The organism is Vibrio sp. 10N.222.49.C9 (assembly GCF_041474985.1).
Lineage (GTDB): Bacteria > Pseudomonadota > Gammaproteobacteria > Enterobacterales > Vibrionaceae > Vibrio > Vibrio crassostreae_C.
In genome coordinates this window covers 161,764-178,845 of sequence record NZ_JBFRVD010000003.1, presented here as the reverse complement: position 1 = coordinate 178,845, position 17,082 = coordinate 161,764, and the positions used below count along the sequence as shown (strand labels likewise).

Genomic DNA, 17,082 nt, shown 5'->3' with positions numbered 1-17,082 from the left:
GTGTGCTGACTTTTTCCTGTGTAATGCCAACCTATGTTAAACCTTTCATAATCAACTGCTTTATAAGTGTTTTTAAACTATTTCCTATATTTTGAAAATATCGCTTTACCTCAAGTTAACTTGAGGTTTTATCATCATCCCCAATCTAAAAACACAATCTATCACCTTGTCGCCTAGTGCAGGTTTTGATGTTATCAAACAGACGTTACGAATCTTCAGTTATGAATTTTGAGCTCCGTAATTGAAGTCATGAGTGCAAAAACGTGAGAAAAATGAACAAGGATCAACAATGAAAGTATTAGCGATTGGCGCGACCAACAGTACAACATCAATTAATCAACAACTTGCAGCGTACACCGCAGGTTTAGTCGAAGGCGCGCAAGTCGAGGTGCTCGACCTTAATGATTTCGAGATGCCAATTTACAGCGAGAAAAGAGAGCAAGATTCAGGTGTTCATCAACACGCTCAACGCTTTTTTAGCAAGATTGGCGAAGCAGATGCTGTGGTCATCTCTTTTGCAGAGTATAACGGCTCATACACCGTAGCCTTTAAGAATGTGTTTGATTGGACATCACGAATCGACATGAAAGTGTACCAAGGCAAACCTGTTGTGATGCTCTCCACATCACCAGGCCCAGGCGGCGCAAACTCTGTGTTGTCGTCTGCGGTAAATTCGGCACCTTACTTTGATGCAGATGTGAAGGGGTCGATGTCGGTGCCAAGTTTCTACGACAACTTTAATGTAGAAACGGGTGAGATCATCAATGCCGAAATAGCCGAGAGCCTGAAATCGATCATGAGTCAGATTTAGAGAGCGAGAACACCACAATAAAACAAAGCAGCCATGTTCACGATTGCTTTTCATTGCGCCCGTTGTCAAAGTTTAAGGACATTAATTGGTTAAGGTAACAATAGGTCGCTACTCTAAAGTTAAAGTAAGCTTTAAATATTTATGATCTCAAGGATAGTGTCGTAATGAGAAACATCGTATACCTCACCATAGGCCAGTTGGCTGAGCGCAGTGGCGTGGCTCCTTCGGCGTTACGTTTTTACGAAACCAAGGGGTTGATTGCTTCGATTCGTACTAACGGAAATCAGCGCCGTTATCAGTCGGCGATGTTGAGACGAATTGCGTTGATCCAAGTCGCGCAGTCGATAGGCTTCACGCTGGAAGAGATCACCGAAGAATTATCGACACTGCCGATGAACCATACCGCGACTAAGCGAGATTGGGAGCGCGTTGCTAAGAAGTGGCAGGGGCAACTCGACAGTAAAATGGCGCAGATTAAATCGCTACAAGAGAACTTAACCGGCTGTATCGGTTGCGGATGCTTGAGTATGCAAAAGTGCAACTTGCTAAATCCTGATGATATCTTGCATGACCAAGGGCAGGGCGCACAACGAATTGTTGAACAGACTAACTGAGTTCCCGAAAGGCATGGAACAGCGAACTAAGTTTCAGGTGTTTGCTCAATGGGTTAAGCAACAGTTGTGACCGAATAGCGTGCCTAGACAAACACGAATTATAGGTCTAGTTTAGATGGTTCTTTCAATAAAAGAAGAGGTTAGTTATGTTCAGCCATGTTTTTCTCGGTACCGATGATATTGAACGCGCGAAGGCTTTTTATGACCCAATCATGAAAGTGCTTGGTTATAGCGAAGGCTCTGTTGATCCCAAAGGGCGCTGTGTTTACGTTAGCCAAACGGGTGTGTTGGGCTTAACGAAGCCGATTGATGGTCAGCCTGCGACTCACGGCAACGGTATGACGGTGGGTTTTCTTGCGTCTTCTCCTGAAGTTGTAGATGAGTGGCATCGAGTTGGCGTCGAAAATGGCGGTACCAGCATTGAAAATGGCCCCGGAGCGAGAGGTTCTGACGAGCGTCGCTTGTACATGGCTTATTTGCGAGATCCTGATGGAAACAAGATTTGTGCAACGCACTTTATGCCGTAGTTTACGTTATGCCATCGTTCATTTTATGCCACAGTGGCGTATACTTAGATCATATTGATGGTTCGGAGTTGGCTAAGTTGCGGCTCTGGACTTGTTAGCTTCCCGATAACTCAAAATTTTGCAAAGGACTGGCTAGATGAAACCGAACGAACTGTTTTATGAAAGTTTTGAGCGCTGCCGGATTGACCAAGAATTTCTCGAAACGTTTTTGGCTGATTTTTGCGAGCATAACCCAAGGTTTTCAGAACGTTTTGAAAATATAGGGTTAGAGCAACAAACCAAGATGCTTAAAGCCTCGATCATTCTTATCTATAACTCTGCGGGTCTGCCGAGCGTACGAAACTCGGTAAAAAAGCTTGGGAAGCGACATAAAGATTTAGGAATGGATATCTCTGAGCAAGAACTCAACGAGTGGTTCAATTCGTTACTCAATACAGTTAAAAAATATGACCCTCACTACGATGAAAGCGTCGAACAAGCTTGGACAGAAACTCTCGAGGCCGGCTTAACTATCATGAAGAAAGAGTGCGTAGTTCCAAACACTGTGAATAACTAGGTCGTTGATGGGTAGTTTTGCTTGTTCGTTAGTTAAAACCGGCATTAACTCTTGAAAGATTGACATTGTCAGGTAAGCCTAACGATATCAGGCTTACCTCTTATTGTTTGACTAGAAATGAGCAGCCCAACCAATCAGGAACCCTTGCGATGCGGTATCGTATTCAAAGGTGCCCTTGTTCTCGTAATCAACCCAAGTTGATTTGTAGGCAACATTTAAGTCAGACCAACTGTTTATCTGGTATCGCACGCCAGTTAAGAGAGATGAGGTAAAGTTGGTGTCACTACCAAGCCCTGCATCAATGGTTGCGTGAAACTTCCAATCCTTATTGATCTGCGTTATCCATCTCACACCTATTTGGTACTGTCCATCACGCGGTCACGTTTGGACGCACCTGTCACCTGAATACGAAGCGATGCTCGGTCAAAACGGTTGGGGACTCCAAGAAGTGGTCATGAAAGATCTTGATGATCACGTCGGTGAGATGATGGCGAAGATGGAAGAACTCGGTATTGCTGACAACACCATCATCATTTTCACGGCCGATAATGGCCCTGAAATCATGACATGGCCAGATGGCGGTATGACACCATTCCATGGTGAGAAAGGCACAACATGGGAAGGTGGTGTTCGTGCTCCTGCATTGGTGAGTTGGCCGGGTAAAATCCCAGCAGGCAGTGTAGGCAATGGCATCTTTGATGGTATGGATTGGTTACCAACACTGATTGCAGCGGCGGGTGGCCCAACAGATCTGAAAGAGAAAATGCTGAAAGGTCACGATGGGTTTAAAGCGCACTTAGATGGTTATAACCAAGTCGATATGCTGACGGAAAAAGGTGAGTCGAATCGTAAAGAAATTTATTACTACGAACGAGATAAGCTACAAGCGGTTCGAGTGGGGGATTGGAAAGCGCACTTCGTGGTACAGAATCACGGTTGGAGCGGCCCGAAAGAAGAACTCAATGCTCCGTTGCTGTTCAACTTACGTCGTGACCCATACGAGCGAGCAACTGAAGAATCAGGTATGTACTTGAAGTGGATGGGGCAGAAGATGTGGGCTTGGTCCTGCTCAAGCCGCTATTCAGCAACACTTGGCGACCTTCGAAGAGTGGCCTCCCGTTACGCCTGAATCTCCGGCAGAGAAAACCGGCGGTGTGGGTAACTAGTTAAATATCATAAAAAATCCCGCTCACACTGAGCGGGATTTTTATTGGAATGCGTCTTAACGTTGGTTCTATTTCAGCGTGGTGTTTCGTTCAATGAACTTCACAGGCACCATCAACTTAACCAAGCTGGTGTCTTGCTCTTGAATCTGGCTAACGATAATTTTCACTGACTCACGCGCAAGGCGTTTGAAATCTTGCTTGAAGGTAGTGAGTTGGTAGTTCAACCACTGAGTTTGCGGAATATCATCAAAACCAATCACTTGAAGATCTTCTGGAATACGCAGGTTGAACTCTAAGCGCGCCACATCCATTACCGCCATCGCTAGGTTATCTGTCGCGCAGAAAATCGCTTGAGGATGTGTGGGTTCTGAGAATAGGGTTCGAATGGTATCGAGTGCATCAAGGTAGTCGTAGTCAGCTTCAATAACACGAGCTTGCTTGCCAGTGAGGTCTTCGAATTCTGAACAAAAGCCCGATTCACGCTCGCCGTTGGTGTAGGTTGGTACGTTACCTGTCAGGTAAACTGCTGATTTCGTTCCCACGCTATGAAAGTGTTGAGCGGCAACTTGGCCTGCGGCGTAGTTGTCACTCACTACATGGCTACTCTTAGTCCCTTCAACCACTCGTGCATATTGAATGATCGGGATATCGAACTCTTCACACTCTTCATAAAGCGACTTATTAAAGGTCGCAGAAGCGGCAATCACGCCATCAACTCGGTATTGGAAGATATTAGGAATAGAGTGGTTATCGTTTCCATCAACTTGCCAAGGAATCAATACCGCAGAGTAACCCTGTTTTTGTAGCTCAGTGGAGATAAGCTGTAGGGTTTTCATGTGGATAGGGTAGTCAGCGTCAGGAAAAACTAGGCCAATCAATTTGGATTCATTTGTCGTCAGACTGCGGGCAAAGGCATTGGGACGATAATTCAACGATTTTGCTGCATCGAACACTTTCTGCTTGGTCTTTTCAGACACCGAACTGCCCGGTACAAATACGCGAGATACCGTTGATTGAGAAACGCCAGCGAGCTTAGCGACATCTTTTGAAGTAACGGTTGGCTTTGACGCCGTGGAGTGTTTTGGAGAGTTCATAGACCATACTTTTGAACCTAATTAACTGCGCACAGGATACCATAATTAGGTACGTACTCATAAAGCAATAACAAGGAATGATATGAAAAATAAGGAATAATGACTATTTTGAATTTGATGTTGGGTATAACCCACTCTCTGTGTTGGAAAAAAGTATGATTACAGAGATAGTGACTAAAAAGCTCTGCGTGAGAGCAGAGCTTTAGATTACGAGTTTACCCACAAATTGAGTGACATATTGCTAAGCCATAAGCCATAAGCCATAAGTCACTAGCCATTAGAAGTAGTAACGAATACCAGCCGCGAATTGATCATCGCTATTCTCGTAATGGTTACCAACAGACTTGTCGTTGCCATTATCAAACTGGTATTCCGTCCACACTAAGAACTTGTTCTTCTTAAAGTGGTACTCAAGGCCAGGGATAATTAGCTGACGCTTGTAGCCATTTGCGTTGTCGTCTGTGCCCGTTAAGTAGTTAACGTTAAAGGTTGGACGTAGACCATTTTCAAAGTGGTAGTAGGTGAAGAATTCAGCACCACGGTGGTCGTAGAATTCAGCTTGGCTGGTGGTTTCCCAGTTTGAACCTTGGCTGTAGGTGAAACCAACGAATAGACCATCATTGGTATAGTTAACGCCTAATAGACCAATGCGTTGTGTATCGCCATCTTTGATGTTTTGAACGCCCGCATCGACATCATCAAACTCATTCTGGTGGTAAGCTAAACCAATGGTTAGGCCATCCATAATAGTGTACAGCGTTGATGCGCCCATACCGTTTTTCAGGGTTGCTGTTAAGCCGTCTGCTAGGCCAACATCTTCGCGAGTGGTTTGGTAAGTGAAGCCGTATTTCCAGTTGTCATTGATGTTGTTGCGGTAAGTAATTGAGTTTTCAGCACGGCCTGTACCAGAAGCAATACCCCAGTCAGATAGGTTGTAGTAACCAGAACCACGTGAACCAAATACCCGGCCCATATCGGTAAACCAAGCCACGTCGTAGAAGGTAGACCATTGTTTTGTGCCGGCAGCAATCTTACCGTATTTCTCGTGCTCAACGCCTGCGTATAGAAGTCGGTCGTAAATGTTATTGCCGTTAGCGCCTGAGTTATAACCCCATTCGGCATGGCCAAAGCCAGTCCAGTCGTTGTCTAGTCCCATTTGACCCTTAAGGCCGAAACGCGAACTACCGCTGTTCCATTCGCCGTTGTGATCGCCACCTTTATCTTGGTAACGAACGTCGAAACGACCATCTAGTGTTAGGCTATCGCCCGCGTCATTGGTAAAAGTGTGTGCAGCAAAAGCAGAACCCGAGGTAAGTGCTGTCAGGATCACTGCTGAAAGAATCGACTTATTCATTGTTATTCTCTTTATTCAGGCCGCAGAAAGCCACCGTGCTTTCGAGCCCGTTATATTGGTAATGGTTTGGCAGGGTGTACCCCATCCATGAGGTACTAGTGGATTCAATTATTAGTGGAGCAATAATGAATTGGTTGGAGCACTTACTAGGAGCGAGAAGGATCTCCCAGTAAGCGTAGCAACCCAAATCAGATGCCTATTTAGGTTGCCACTGTTTCGTTTCAATCTTTTGGATTAAAGCGTTTGGATTAAAGCGTTGGGTTCATGATGGTTGAAGTACGTTCGAACACGTCTAGACCTTGCTGTTGTAGCCAGTAAGGAAGGTCGATAAGAACCCAGTTTTCAGACAGCTTGTCACCATCACGGTAGTACACGTCAACCACTTGCATGTTTGCACGGACTTCACCGCCAGTCATACCTAGGAAGCCACCTGTTGGTGTGTTTGATAGGTTTGGCCAACCGAAGAAGCAAGAGAAGTTACCTTCAGCGAAGCGACAAACGTGGCCGTTGAACTTCTTGTCTTTCAGGTTGTTACGGAAAGGCAGTTGGTGCTGCTGTTGGTAGCGAGGAATTGTGTAAGACGCGCCGATACCACATGGACCGTACCAAATCATGTCTTTTGACCAGCTCTTCGCTAGTACTTCTGGTGGGCAACCCATCGCGCCGCTGTCGTTAAGAGCAGACAGGTCATCAACCATTTTGTTTACTAGAGCAAGTGTCGCAACACCTTCTTCTGGAGCCGCGTCTTCGAATAGCAGACCGTCGTGGTTACGTGGGCCAGGGTATACGAAGTGCTTACCAGTTGATGGTGGAAGTGGGTAGCAACCCGCTTGATCCATCATGCCTAGTAGGTCTAGAAACAGGCCTGTCTTAGTGATTTTGCCATCAACAACACAGTTAAATTCTGCGTAGCGAACGTTCATGATCTTGCCAGTTGGGCGCATACCTAGGTATTCAGCGTCGAATAGACCCATGAAGTGACCCATGCTCATTACCCAAATCTCATCTGGGTTAACTTCGTTGTTACCACCGATGAAGATGTCTTGACGACGCTGCATGCGAGTCATTGACTTCATCATTGGTGCCCAGAATACGTCAGCTGCTGCTTGTGCGCCTTCTTGCTCACGGAATGGGTAAACACCGCGCCACAAGTAATCTTCAGAAGTGTGTGCTTTTAAAACTTCAGCAACGTTCTCGTGAGTTGCGTTTTCCATTGCATCGAAGTATTCACGAACAATGCGTTTCGCTTCTTGATATTTAGACATAATAATTTCTCTTTGTGTTGTCGAGTCAACATTCGGAACAGGACTCGATTTGGATTTTGTTACCGGCTGATTTATCAGCCGGCTTTAAATTTTTCGTATTTGAACTTCAGCGTATGAGTGTCGAATTAAGCTTTTGCTGTTTCCGCTTTTTTGCTCTTGTCGAAAATGCCGCCTTTCAATGTTTCGGGTAGAGATAGCCACAGTAGACCAGCTAGAATCCATACGATTGGTGAGCCCCACATTGCTGTCGCAAGGTCGCTGCGCTCTTGGATGAATACCAACACCATTGGTGCCCACATGCCGATGATACGACCACCGTGGAACAGAGCTGCACCGAAGCTACGTAGGTGAGCTGGGAACAACTCAGAGAAGTAGCCACCCCATACCGCAGAAGCAGACAGACCGAAGTTGTAGATAAGGCCTAGGATAGCCAGCATGTTTAGGCTGCCGATCATCACGTCGCTTGGTGCTACGAAGAATACTGAAGCCATGACACCCGCAAGGATGAAACCAAACGCGTTCACTTTACGGCCGTATTTGTCGGCGATTGCACCCCATACCCAAGCACCGAATAGAGAACCGAATGCTGAGATAGAGAAGATGATGCCGATAGTTGAACCGTCAAATTGGCGAACTTCTTTCAGGTACGTTGTCACGAAGCCAGAGAAGAATTGGTAGCCATAGAAGTTAAGGCCAGCCAGTAGTAGACAAGTAATGGTTAACTTGCGGTAAGGCGCGCTTAGCATTTCACCCCAAGAACCTTTCTTCGCTGGTTTATTCGATGCTTCAGCTGCGGCTTGATCTTCTTCACCGTAAGCGATCACTTTCTTGTCGCTAGGTAGGATGAAGATCATCAGTGCTGCAGCAACTAGAGGAGGAATACCACCCACCCACATTAGGCTCTGCCAAGGTGCATCAACGCTAGAAATGAACGCCGCGTACGCACCCATTGCCATTAGAGCAACCGAGAACATAGACGAAGCGAATGCGGTTAACTTACCGCGAACGCTTGGTGTGAAGAGGCCGATCATTAGGCTTACTGCTACGGTGAAGTAGCCACCTAAAGAAATACCGATGATGAAACGCATTGCTGCCCACATCGCGTAGTCAGTAAACATCATGTTGATGATGGTTGCGCCACCGTTCAGTGCAGTGATGACAATAAGAGTCGATTTCTTACCAAAGTTTGATGCCACCCATGCACAGCTCAGAGCACCAATAAGTGCACCAACCGACTGCCATGTATAGAACTGAGCGGTATCCGCCAAGTTAATACCATCATACGCATCAACGATGTATGGGCGTACGTAGTCAATAATTACAAAGTTATAACAATAGAAAAAGTAGCCAACTAGAATTGCAAGATAAGCAGCTACCCTTTGAATCATAGGAACTTCGCTCATGTGTTTTTTAGTAGTCATGACCGATAAACCTTTATTTTTTATAGGGTGTTTTTAGTTTCGATTATTGTGTGGCGTTTATTGAATATCACCACACCATCTTCATTTCGGGAGAGATAATAGAATTTTTGTGGTTATTAGATCCGTGATCAAAGTCAATTTTAAAATGAGTGCGTACCCATTTTATGCATTTTAGTGATCTTGATCTCATTAGATCGTTGTTTTGGGACTTTTTGGCCATTTAGAGTGTTTAATCATCTATCTTAGTGACAATACTCACACTTATTGTGGGTTTTTGAGGGAAAATATCCATTTTTGAGTACTATTGGCGGCGAATGAATTGCGAAATATAATAAACGGAATCTAAAAATGGTTACGTACTCAAGTTTTGTGGTTATTGCTCTTTATGTACTAACTACTCTATTTATCAGTTACTTAGTGAACAAGCGTTATAGCGTTGGTGGCGATTTCTCAACGGGCGGAAAACAATTTGGTTGGTTTACGGCAGGTGTGTCGATTCTTGCCACCTACATCAGCGCAATGACGTTCGTGGGCATGCCAGGCTGGGTTTATAGCTCAGGCATGGAAGCGATGAGCGTCCATTTGAATTACCCAATAGTGATCTTTTTCGCTGTGGTTTTCTTTGTCCCGGTGTTTTACAAACTCGGCCTGACTTCGATTTATGAATACCTAGAGCACCGCTTTGGCGTTGTTGCTCGCACGATCAACTCTATCGTGTTTATTGTGGTTCAGTGTATTTCGGCTGGGGTAATTTTGTATGCAGTTGCACTGATCTTGGTGCAAGTGTTGCCGGTGAGTATCTCCGAGGCGATCATCTACATCAGTTTGTTTACCGCTTTGTATACTTATGCGGGGGGTATCTCAACCGTTATATGGACAGACATGTTGCAGTCGGCGGTGCTGATCATCGGCAGCATTGCGATCTTTGCTTTATTGCTGATGAAGATTGATGCAGGTGAGGTGCTGTCTCCTGAACATCTAAACATCATCAATCTCGATTTCGACTTGGGAGTTGATACTACATTGTGGGCGGGTGTGGTTGCCGTGAGCTTCTTACATCTAAGTGTGTATGGCACTAACCAACTGATTATTCAAAGAACATTGGCGACTAAGAACGTTAAAACTGCACAGAAATCGATGTTGCTTTGTGGTTACGGCGCGTTCTTTATTTACCTGTTTTTCTCTGTAATGGGCGTTCTTCTGAGTGTCTTTTATCAAGACCAAAGCTTTGAAAACAGCAATGAAGTGATTCTCGATTTTGTGTTTAATCATACCAACCCAATCATTGTTGGTTTGGTGATTTCCGCACTGTCGGCGGCGGCAATGTCGACACTGGATTCTACTTATAACTCAATGGCGACAGTCGCAACGTTCGATTTCTATAAGCGCTTTTTCCGTAAGAAAGCTTCCGATGCACATTATGAATCGGTGGCAAGAAAGATGAGCTTGGTTGCTGCGGCTTCAGTTGTAGTACCGGCTTTGATGGCGGTTTCTAACGAATCTGTGCTTAAGACGATTGCCAGCCTGACATCCATTTTTGTTGGTATTCGCCTTGGCTCTTTCATCCTTGGTTTGTTCTTTAAAAAGGCAAATGAGAAAGGGGTGATTGCAGGCAGTATTGGCAGTGTAGCTGTGGTGTTCATTGCTAAATACAGTGGCATCTCTTGGCCTTGGTTTGCCTTGATTGGCACTGTGGTTTTCTTACTGTTAGGTGTTGTTGTGAGCCGCTTCTGGGGAGAAGTGACGGAGCAACAAAACGAATTTATAGCCAAGCAAAAGCATTTGTTTGCAAAGCCTACCGCGAGTCATTACGGCTTGTTGGTGTTCGCTGTTGTGACGATTGCTGCTTGTACTGTTATCCCTGATTGGCTTTATGCCGCTCTTTCTTAATTGACCGATTTTTTACTGGTATATCTATGTTATCGATCTTTGATATCTACAAAATTGGTGTAGGGCCATCGAGCTCTCACACCAACGGCCCAATGATTGCGGGTTTTCATTTCACACAATTAATCGCTGATAGAATCGCAGAAGTGACGCGTGTTCAGGTGGATTTATATGGTTCGTTATCGTTAACCGGAATAGGGCACCATACCGACAGAGCAACTATCTTGGGTTTGCTCGGCAATAAGCCAGACACCATTAAAATCACCAGCGCTAATGAAGCGATGCGTCTTGCTATCGACAGTGGTGAAATGCAGCTGAGTGGCCATCACACCATTGGCTTTAGCTACCAAACCGACATGCTATTTCATGAAGACAATCTGCCTTTGCATGAAAACGGCATGATGATTACCGCGTTTGACCAAAGCGGAAGCATAATTGTTGATGAAACTTACTATTCGATTGGCGGCGGTTTTATCGCAACCGCGGATGAACTGAAAAATGGCACGAAAACCCAATCGGTCGAAGTCCCGCTCCCATTCAAAAATGCCGATGAAATGCTGAGAAAAGCAGAAGACAGCGGCATGAGCTTGGGTGGCATGATTCTGAAAAATGAAGCGGCTTTCCAAGGCGATGATGTTATCTCAGAAAAGGCCGATCAAATCTGGCGAGTAATGACTCGCTGCATGGAACGCGGATTTGAAACCGAAGGCATTCTTGATGGAGGTTTGAACGTCACTCGCCGTGCACCGAACTTGTTGAAGAAGCTTGAAGCGAATGCGGCCGTTGAAAACGATCCAATGGAAATCATGGATTGGATTAACTTGTTCGCCTTTGCGGTGAGTGAAGAAAATGCGGCTGGTGGCCAAGTGGTGACATCACCCACTAATGGTGCTGCGGGCGTGATTCCAGCCGTATTGATGTATTACCATCGCTTCATTAAAGAGTTGGATACCAAGCAGTTAAAAGACTTCTTAGCCGTATCGGGTGCGATTGGTATTTTGTACAAAACCAACGCTTCCATTTCTGGTGCGGAAGTAGGGTGCCAAGGTGAAGTGGGCGTGTCGTCTTCTATGGCGGCAGCGGGTTTAACGGCATTACGTGGTGGCAGCAATGAACAGATCTGTATTGCGGCCGAAATCGCGATGGAACATTCGCTAGGTATGACATGTGACCCGATTGGTGGCTTGGTACAAGTGCCATGTATTGAACGAAATGCGATGGGCTCGATGAAAGCGATTAATGCTTCGCGAATGGCACTCAAACGTAACAGCAAAAGCCTGATTTCATTGGACAAAGTGATCGCCACTATGTATCAGACGGGTAAAGACATGAATAAGAAGTATCGTGAAACGTCTCTAGGTGGTTTGGCGCTGATTCATTTAGCTCACCCTTGTGAATAGCAAGCGTAAATAAACGATATCTGTTTCAAAATAACAAAGCCCAGCCCCTAAGTTTTAGGAATTTAGGGAGCTGGGCTTTTATTTTGCTTAAAGAAAAGGGCTGTCAGGAGAAGTGAACTAGTCCCCAAGAGGCAACTTATAGCTGTTTTTCAACTCTTTAACCGAGATATTCGACTGAATCGCACTCACGCCTTTTACTCGTCTGATCGAGCTAATACGCTCAAAGTACTCTTCTAAATCTTTCGCTAGCACTTGAATCATATAGTCGGCACCACCTGCAATGCAGTGACACATAGGAATCCAATCGGTTACTTCGACAAACTCTTCAAACGGTTCCGTGTTTTCAACCTCGTGGTTGCCCAGTGTCACTAGCGTAAAGCCTGCAACATGAAAACCTAACTTTTTACGATTCAGCTTAGCGGCGTAACCATCGATGTAGCCAGTTTCTTCCATACGCTTCCAGCGGCGCCAACATGGGGTTTCACTGAGGTTCACTTTCTCTGCGAGCTTACTGTTGCTCATGCGTCCGTCTTGTTGGATATGTTCTAAGATGGCGATATCTGTGTCATCTAATACTTCTTTGGTGGATTCTTTCTGTTTCATGGCTTTTTTAGAAAAGTATTGCTCAAATTTGCATTAATATTAGCCTATATAGCAATTTAATTCCTAGTCGAATCTGTAAACTCTCTTCCTATAAATACTTTACTTATTAGGAGTGAGAGGAAATGAGCTCTCAATTAATGCTGGCGTTCTTGCTATTTTCAACATCAATTGCAATTACCCCTGGGGCAGGCAATATCGCATTACTTGGGATTTCAAGTCGTTATGGATTTGCTGCGACTTTACCTTTTATCTCTGGGAACGCTGTTGGCATCATCATCGTACTGGCGGGTTCCAGTGTCGGTTTGGTGAGCCTATTTACCCTTTACCCAGAGCTATACAACATTTTGAAATACGCGGGTGCGGCTTATTTGCTGTTCATGGCGTGGTCGATTGCGAACATGCAAATCGAAGAAAGCACCACAGATAAACGTTCAGGTTTTATGTCAGGTGTGCTGGTGCAGGTTTTAAACCCTAAAGGTTGGATAGCGTCATTGACCGTGTTTTCACAGTTCATTACTCCGAATGCAGATTACTTGATTCAAGTAGTGACCATTATCGCGGGTATGGTGATTACTGGTGTGCCGTGCATGTTGGTGTGGGCGTATTGCGGCACCATGCTGAAAAAATTACTGCAATCACCAAAACAGATGATGTTTGTGAACCGTTGTTTGGGTGGAAGCTTAGCGATGGTGGTTGCCTTTATGCTTTATCAACCAGCATAAAGCGTCTCTACAAATAAAAAAAACCACTCCTAAATCCATAGGAGTGGTGTCTAAAAATCGACTAAGTCGTTAACAATAAAGTATTAAGCTAACAAATTTTTAAGGAATCTTGAGTTAAAAGCTTTTAAGCCTAGAAGCTTTCAGTTTAAAGCTTAAGCCGTTTCAGCCTCTTTAACTGGAGCTGAGTTACGGATTAGGTGGTCAAATGCGCCTAAACTCGCTTTTGCACCTTCACCCATCGCAATGATGATCTGTTTGTAAGGTACGGTTGTTACGTCACCCGCTGCGAACACACCTTTCATTGATGTTGCGCCATGAGCGTTAATTTCAATTTCACCGCGTGGTGACAGCTCAACTTTTGAACCCTTCAACCATTCGCTGTTTGGCATTAGGCCGATTTGAACAAAGATACCCGCAAGTTCGATCTGTTTTAGTTCGTCGGTGTTGCGGTCTTTGTATTCCAGACCGGTTACACGGTTGCCATCACCAATCACTTGCGTTGTTTGCGCCATCTTGATGATTTTGATGTTTGGTGTTGCGTTCGCTTTGTCGATAAGCACTTGGTCTGCACGTAGTGTGTCTGCAAATTCAAGTACGGTTACGTGTTCAACGATACCCGCTAAATCAATTGCCGCTTCAATGCCTGAGTTACCACCACCAATAACCGCTGTTTTCTTACCTTTGAATAAAGGGCCGTCACAGTGTGGGCAGTAAGCGACGCCTTTGTTGCGGTAGTCTTGCTCACCCGGAACGTTCATTTCACGCCAGCGAGCACCAGTACTTGTGATAACCGTGCGAGATCGTAATGTTGCGCCGCTCTCTAGCTCAACGTGGATGTAACCGTCTTCTGTGTCTTCGGCTGCGATGATGTTCGCAGCGCGCTGCTCAGTCATTATCTCAACACCGTACTCTTTTACGTGCTCTTCAAGGCTAGCGACTAGCTTAGGACCTGTCGTCGCTTTCACGGAGATAAAGTTCTCAATCGCCATCGTATCCATCACTTGGCCACCGAATCGGTCTGCAACCACACCGGTACGAATGCCTTTACGTGCTGCGTAGATAGCCGCTGAAGATCCCGCAGGGCCACCACCGACAACCAATACATCAAACGGTGCTTGTTCGTTTAGGTTGGCCGCTTTCTTTTCTGCTGCGCCTGAATCGACTTTGTTGAGGATTTCTGCCAGAGACATACGTCCTTGACCAAATAGCTCACCGTTAATAAACACGCTTGGAACTGCCATGATGTCGCGAGACTTCACTTCGTCTTGGAATGCTGCGCCATCAATCATAGTTGTCTTAATTAGAGGATTGATCGCCGACATCATGTTGAATGCCTGAACCACTTCTGGACAGTTTTGGCACGATAGTGAGATGAAAATCTCTACATTAAGCTCTTGATCGAGTTCTTGAATTTGCTCGATTACGTCCGCTTCAAGCTTGATAGGGTGACCACCACTATGAAGCAGTGCAAGTACCAGTGATGTGAATTCGTGACCCATAGGTAAACCGGCGAAACCGATCGCAGTGCCTTTCTCTTGGTTCACTACCTGCATGATAGGGCGGCGAGCACTTGCGTTATCATCTCGAATTACTTCAATTTTGTCGGTGAGAGAGGCGATATCATTCGCCAGATCTTGAAGTTTGTTCGCGGTATCGCTGCTATCAAGGCTCAGTACTAACTGAACATTGGTTTTTAGGTTTTCTAGGTATGCTTTTAGCTGCTGCTTCATTGCTTGATCTAACATAATCGTGCCTGCTCTTAAATTCTGTGTCTTGGTATTGACCAATACCTTCTTGCTGAAAAAGGAAAATAAAAAGGGGGCGCAAGTCGGCAAATATTGTGGTGTTGATGTTTTGAAAGGGTGGCGCGCAACTGCCCTTTAGGAGGGGGGCCGAAGCGCGCCTGTAGAACCGTTTAACTGTTCTGTTTTACTTGTTCTTTCTAGCTGTTCTTGTTTGAACTAGGCTTAGATTAAATCTTGCCTACTAGGTCTAGAGATGGCGCTAGAGTCTCTTCGCCTTCTTTCCATTTAGCTGGGCAAACTTCACCTGGGTGAGCGGCTACGTATTGCGCTGCTTTAACCTTGCGTAGTAGGTCTTCAGCGTCACGTCCGATGCCTTCAGCTGTGATTTCCATTGCTTGGATAACGCCTTCAGGGTCGATTAGGAACGTTGCACGGTCTGCAAGGCCCTGACCTTCACGCATAACGTTGAAGTTATTTGTGATGTTGCCTGTTTGGTCGCCTACCATGAAGTATTCGATAGTACCGATTTTGTCAGAAGTATCGTGCCATGCTTTGTGAGAGAAGTGCGTGTCAGTTGATACTGAGAAAACTTCTACGCCACGAGATTGAAGCTCTGCGTATTTGTCTTGTAGGTCAACTAGCTCAGTTGGACATACAAACGTGAAGTCTGCTGGGTAGAAGAAGAATACAGCCCACTTGCCTTTAACGTCTTGCTCAGTGATTTCTACGAATTCGCCGTTTTTGAATGCTGTTGCGTTGAATGGTTTGATTTCTGTGTTGATCATGATTCGACTCTCTTTCTAATTTGTAGTGTTTAACGCTATCCCGCGTCGATGGAGCTATATTGCATTCGCACCGGAAATTAGTGAAATCGGACATTTCTATAGATTCAATAGGCGAATCCTATCTTTGAAAGGAAAGGACTATCGGTAAAAGCTATCAACAAAAACGATTAACAAAAGCCATCAAACATCAACAACTCCCAATTTAAGTAGCTATGCTCTTTAGGTTGTTCTCTACATTGGGCTTATCTCTATTGGTGTGTGTATCTATGTATCTATGTGTCTATGTGTCTATGTGTCTATGTGTCTATGTAGGTAGGGTTCGGTATGGTTTCTTTAGATAAGTGGAGTTGTTATACCAAACCGTAAATAACAAAATGTTATCATTAATATAAATTATGATAATTTAAGTTAATCGTCATATCTCCATATACTCTCTCCATCGAAACGAAACATCGAAGCTAGACTTTGAAAAGCACAGAATTTAAAACGAATTTGGAGCAAGTTATGAAAATGAATCACGTAGGCATCATGGTTGGCGACATGGACAAAGCAGTCGAGTTTTACACGAAAGCGCTAGGTCTAAGAATCGTAATGAACAACACTAAAGTGATGGAAGAGCGCGAATCGGCAATCGGCCGTATGTGTATCGCAGTTTTTGGTGAAGGCTTCAAAGGCTTCAACATTGCACACCTAGTCACATCAGATGGTATCGGTGTTGAGATGTTCGAAATGGTTGACCGTGAAGATCGTCATAAGGTTGATTTCTCTCGCCTAGGCATCTTCCACTTCTGTCTACAGCTTCCAAAAGAGCAATTTCATTCAGCGATTAAACGCGTTGAAGAATTTGGCGGTAAAGTTCGTATGGACATCATGCGCTACCACCCAGAAGACGAACTAAAACAAGCGCAAATGGTTTACCTAGAAGACCCGTTTGGCAACCTATTCGAATTCTACTCGCACACATACGAAGATACGTACGCGACTGATTACGAGTAATAGGCGCTACCTACCTGTCATAAGGTAGAAGAACCGAAACACCCCCTAAAGAGGATTGGTAGAGATACCAATCTTTTTTTTGTGCCTGCGATATTGAGTGGAAGGTTACGGATAAACCAAGTCAAATGAGTGCTTT

At 45.0% G+C, this 17,082-nt stretch carries 15 protein-coding genes and 2 pseudogenes; 9 read left to right on the top strand and 8 right to left on the bottom strand.

The annotated features are described in order from the left end of the window. The first annotated feature begins 289 nt into the window (after positions 1 to 289). The 4 genes from AB4585_RS01380 (at position 290) to AB4585_RS01365 (ending at position 2,508) form a co-directional block, all read left to right on the top strand. Positions 290 to 811, top strand: coding sequence for an NADPH-dependent FMN reductase (locus tag AB4585_RS01380; protein WP_372169261.1), 522 nt, complete (start codon positions 290 to 292; stop codon positions 809 to 811). 164 nt (positions 812 to 975) lie between these two features. Next, on the top strand, positions 976 to 1,425 hold the full coding sequence (gene soxR, locus AB4585_RS01375) for a redox-sensitive transcriptional activator SoxR (RefSeq protein ID WP_017062186.1): 450 nt from the start codon (positions 976 to 978) through the stop codon (positions 1,423 to 1,425). Between the two features lie 146 nt (positions 1,426 to 1,571). Continuing rightward, entirely contained in the window at positions 1,572 to 1,952 is a 381-nt protein-coding gene (locus tag AB4585_RS01370; protein ID WP_017062185.1) for a VOC family protein, read from the top strand. A 136-nt stretch (positions 1,953 to 2,088) separates the two neighbouring features. After that, positions 2,089 to 2,508, top strand: coding sequence for a globin (locus AB4585_RS01365; protein ID WP_017065249.1), 420 nt, complete (start codon positions 2,089 to 2,091; stop codon positions 2,506 to 2,508). Between the two features lie 111 nt (positions 2,509 to 2,619). Here the strand turns inward: AB4585_RS01365 and AB4585_RS01360 are convergent. After that, positions 2,620 to 2,871 (bottom strand): annotated as a pseudogene (locus AB4585_RS01360) (DUF481 domain-containing protein); the annotation flags it as partial. Here AB4585_RS01360 and AB4585_RS01355 point away from each other — a divergent pair. Further along, positions 2,867 to 3,674, top strand: a pseudogene (locus AB4585_RS01355) (sulfatase-like hydrolase/transferase); the annotation flags it as partial. The pseudogenes AB4585_RS01360 and AB4585_RS01355 sit on opposite strands and share 5 nt — an antisense overlap. A gap of 68 nt (positions 3,675 to 3,742) precedes the next feature. Here the strand turns inward: AB4585_RS01355 and AB4585_RS01350 are convergent. From AB4585_RS01350 to AB4585_RS01335, 4 genes are all read right to left on the bottom strand, one after another. Beyond that, positions 3,743 to 4,768 (bottom strand): LacI family DNA-binding transcriptional regulator, encoded by a 1,026-nt coding sequence (locus tag AB4585_RS01350; RefSeq protein ID WP_372169260.1) that lies wholly within the window; start codon positions 4,766 to 4,768, stop codon positions 3,743 to 3,745. 277 nt (positions 4,769 to 5,045) lie between these two features. Further along, positions 5,046 to 6,122: a porin gene (locus tag AB4585_RS01345; RefSeq protein ID WP_372169259.1), complete on the bottom strand. Its 1,077-nt coding sequence runs from the start codon at positions 6,120 to 6,122 to the stop codon at positions 5,046 to 5,048. Between the two features lie 248 nt (positions 6,123 to 6,370). Continuing rightward, entirely contained in the window at positions 6,371 to 7,387 is a 1,017-nt protein-coding gene (locus AB4585_RS01340; protein WP_048616719.1) for a nuclear transport factor 2 family protein, read from the bottom strand. A gap of 125 nt (positions 7,388 to 7,512) precedes the next feature. Beyond that, entirely contained in the window at positions 7,513 to 8,808 is a 1,296-nt protein-coding gene (locus AB4585_RS01335; protein WP_017092550.1) for an MFS transporter, read from the bottom strand. A 348-nt stretch (positions 8,809 to 9,156) separates the two neighbouring features. Here AB4585_RS01335 and AB4585_RS01330 point away from each other — a divergent pair, with 348 nt between their 5' ends. Beyond that, positions 9,157 to 10,698 carry a sodium:solute symporter family transporter gene (locus AB4585_RS01330; RefSeq protein ID WP_372169258.1) on the top strand — a complete coding sequence of 514 codons (1,542 nt, stop codon included), beginning with the start codon at positions 9,157 to 9,159 and terminating at the stop codon, positions 10,696 to 10,698. Between the two features lie 26 nt (positions 10,699 to 10,724). Beyond that, a complete protein-coding gene (locus tag AB4585_RS01325; RefSeq protein WP_102447003.1) occupies positions 10,725 to 12,095 on the top strand; it encodes an L-serine ammonia-lyase in 1,371 nt (456 codons plus the stop codon). Positions 12,096 to 12,212: 117 nt separating this feature from the next. On the opposite strand, the gene AB4585_RS01320 is transcribed toward AB4585_RS01325, so the two are convergent. Beyond that, complete coding sequence (locus tag AB4585_RS01320; protein WP_004736367.1) at positions 12,213 to 12,698, bottom strand: Lrp/AsnC family transcriptional regulator; 486 nt, start codon at positions 12,696 to 12,698, stop codon at positions 12,213 to 12,215. 122 nt (positions 12,699 to 12,820) lie between these two features. Between AB4585_RS01320 and AB4585_RS01315 the strand changes: the two genes are divergently transcribed. Further along, positions 12,821 to 13,420 carry a LysE family translocator gene (locus AB4585_RS01315; RefSeq protein ID WP_004736366.1) on the top strand — a complete coding sequence of 200 codons (600 nt, stop codon included), beginning with the start codon at positions 12,821 to 12,823 and terminating at the stop codon, positions 13,418 to 13,420. Between the two features lie 152 nt (positions 13,421 to 13,572). On the opposite strand, the gene ahpF is transcribed toward AB4585_RS01315, so the two are convergent. Then, a complete protein-coding gene (gene ahpF / locus AB4585_RS01310; protein ID WP_372169257.1) occupies positions 13,573 to 15,165 on the bottom strand; it encodes an alkyl hydroperoxide reductase subunit F in 1,593 nt (530 codons plus the stop codon). Positions 15,166 to 15,392: 227 nt separating this feature from the next. Then, positions 15,393 to 15,950, bottom strand: coding sequence for an alkyl hydroperoxide reductase subunit C (gene ahpC, locus AB4585_RS01305; protein ID WP_004736364.1), 558 nt, complete (start codon positions 15,948 to 15,950; stop codon positions 15,393 to 15,395). 504 nt (positions 15,951 to 16,454) lie between these two features. Between ahpC and AB4585_RS01300 the strand changes: the two genes are divergently transcribed. Beyond that, the gene (locus tag AB4585_RS01300) at positions 16,455 to 16,946 is read left to right on the top strand and encodes a VOC family protein (protein WP_372169256.1); all 492 of its coding nucleotides are present in this window, start codon (positions 16,455 to 16,457) and stop codon (positions 16,944 to 16,946) included. Positions 16,947 to 17,082 lie beyond the last annotated feature (136 nt).